This is a genomic window from Kitasatospora sp. NPDC048545, assembly GCF_040651155.1.
Lineage (GTDB): Bacteria > Actinomycetota > Actinomycetes > Streptomycetales > Streptomycetaceae > Kitasatospora.
In genome coordinates this window covers 1-2,244 of record NZ_JBEZIQ010000159.1, presented here as the reverse complement: position 1 = coordinate 2,244, position 2,244 = coordinate 1, and the positions used below count along the sequence as shown (strand labels likewise).

Here is a 2,244-nt window from a genome sequence, read left to right as displayed (position 1 = left end):
GCCCGCTGCGGACGAGGACGACGGGGACCCGCTCCTTGCTGTCCGGTGTGAGGCGTGAGTTGTCCGTGGCGGAACCCGTGAGTTCAGGATTTCTGCCGTATGCAGGTCATGCGGCCATGCGGAAGTCGGTGTCGTACAGCTGCTTCTCCCTGCTGTGGAGGAGGTGCTGGACGATGAAGGAGAGCGAGGCGACCTTCCACAGGCCCCGGCCGCGGGTGAGGGCGGCGATGGCCTGGGCTTCTACGCCGGTGAGGCCGAGCAGGGCCATGGCTGCGGGGATCTGGTCCGATTCCTGGCGGTAGATGATCCTTGTGCTGCAGTCGCCCAGGAGGCCCTCGGCGAGAACTCGCCCGCGCGATCCGGCGTCGCCCGCAGACAGCAGGTCGGAAAGCCGGTGCAGGATCAGCAGGTTGGCGATGCCCAGGCCGCGGCTGAGCTTCCACTGCTGCTGCATGCGTTCCAGCAGGCCGACGTGGCGCATGATTCGCCACGCCTCGTCGTAGATCACCCATCGCCTGCCGCCGGATGGGTCTGCGAGGGCTGCCTCCATCCAGGCGCTCGCGCAGGTCATCGCGAGGACGAGGGCGGTGTCGTCGCCGCTGCTGCCGAGTCGGGACAGGTCGATGGAGAGCATCGGCGCGTTCGCGTCGAAGACGACGGTGGACGGTGCGTCGAACATCCCGCTGAGATCGCCGTGGACCAGGCGGCGCAGGGCGTGGGCGAGGTCGTCGGTGGCGTGGCCGAGGCTTCCGGCCTGGCCGCCGAGGGCGGCGTCGAGGCGGTCGGGGCGGCCGAGGATGTGGGCGATGTCGCCGAGCAGTGGCACGGTGCCGGCAGCGTCGGTGTCGGCGACGACCAGGTCGAGCGCGACGTCGAGGCCGGTGTGCTCCATCGGCAGCAGGTCGCGCTTGAGCACGGTGGCCGCGAGGCTGGCCAGCAGGAGCAGGCGGCGCTTGCGGACCTCGCCGCTCCAGTCCTCCTCGTTCACCCCCTCAGGGCGCTGCGGGGCGTCCAGCGGGTTCAGCCTTCCGGGGAGGCCGGGGCCCAGGGCGATGGTCTGGCCGCCGAGCGCCTCGGCCAGCCCCGACCACTCACCCTTCGGGTCGCTCGGCACGTAGATCTTGTAGCCGTGGGCGATGGCGCGGGTGGCAATCGACTTGGCGAGCGCGCTCTTGCCCATGCCGATGACGCCGCACAGGATCGCGTTCGGGTTCGTGAACCCTTCTATCCGGCCGGAGTTGTAGAGGGTGAAGGGGTCGTAGCAGAAGCTGCCCTCGGCGTGGAGGTCTCGGCCGATGAAGATCCCCTCGGCTCCGAGGCCGGCTTCCGCAAGGAAGGGGTAGGCGCCGCCTGCGACGGCGGTGGTCAGGCGGTGCTTGGGCAGACGGAGCTTGCCGCCGCGGGCGGAGGCAGGACCCGGTCGGCCGGCAGCCGGGTAGACGGGCTGCAGGTCCGCGTCGGGTCCGCTGTTTCGGGGGCGTTCGGCGGCGGGCTGCGCGCGGCGGGCCTTGGTGCGGGCCTGGGCGAACTCGGCTCGGGCCGCGCGCTGTTGGGCGCGGGTGCTCTTGTTCGGAACGAACAGGGGGCTGGCGGTGGCGCGGTTCCTGGGCATGATCACGGATTCCGGGGTGCAGGGTCAGCGGCGGACGAGGCCGGTGAACGGGGCGTGCAGGTCGGCGGGGGTGGTGCGGCGGCGCACCAGCTGCGCGGTCTCCTGGTGGCGGCGGCAGATGGTCAGCTCCGGCGCGCCTTCGGGCAGTCGGGCGCGGCAGGCGTCGGGGCCGGGGACCTCGCCGCTGCCGGGCCGGGGCGAGGCGTGGTAGGCGGCGTGGAGGTGGTCGGCGGCCTGCCACAGGCGGGTGCGCGCGGCCTTGAGGTGGTCGCCCTCGGCCGGCAGCAGCGGGAAGGTGCGCTGGGCGTGGGCGTCGAGGAGGCCGTGCAGCGCGACCAGATGCTCGTGGAGCGAGTCGAGTTCGGCGCGGGAGGCGACCAGCGGGCCGTTGGGGAGGTTGAGCGCGCGGTGGAAGTCGATCGCGGCGGTCGCGTAGGGGACGAAGTCCTGTGCGACGGGGGTGGTGGCCGGCATCGGGTGCTCTTTCGGAAGGCGGGAGGGCCGGCATCACGCGGCGAGGGCGAACGGCAGCGCGGCGGCGGTGAACGCCTCGGCCTGCTGCCAGGTGAGCGGGCGCAGGTCGAGCTGGGCACCCACGGCGGCGGTCTCCACCACGGCGCAGGCGGAGCGCA

The 2,244-nt window shown here is 72.5% G+C and carries 2 protein-coding genes; both read right to left on the bottom strand.

Features of this window, described 5'->3' with window-relative positions:
* Positions 1–106: 106 nt before the first annotated feature.
* Complete coding sequence (locus AB0D10_RS46200) at positions 107–1,612, bottom strand: ATP-binding protein (protein ID WP_360269087.1); 1,506 nt, start codon at positions 1,610–1,612, stop codon at positions 107–109.
* Between the two features lie 24 nt (positions 1,613–1,636).
* Positions 1,637–2,086 (bottom strand): DUF6238 family protein, encoded by a 450-nt coding sequence (locus AB0D10_RS46195; RefSeq protein ID WP_360269084.1) that lies wholly within the window; start codon positions 2,084–2,086, stop codon positions 1,637–1,639.
* Positions 2,087–2,244 lie beyond the last annotated feature (158 nt).

Excerpts from the sequence above, each read along its gene's own strand:
- AB0D10_RS46200 (WP_360269087.1), bottom strand. The coding sequence starts at position 1,612 with ATGCCCAGGAACCGCGCCACCGCCAGCCCCCTGTTCGTTCCGAACAAG.
- AB0D10_RS46195 (WP_360269084.1), bottom strand. The coding sequence starts at position 2,086 with ATGCCGGCCACCACCCCCGTCGCACAGGACTTCGTCCCCTACGCGACC.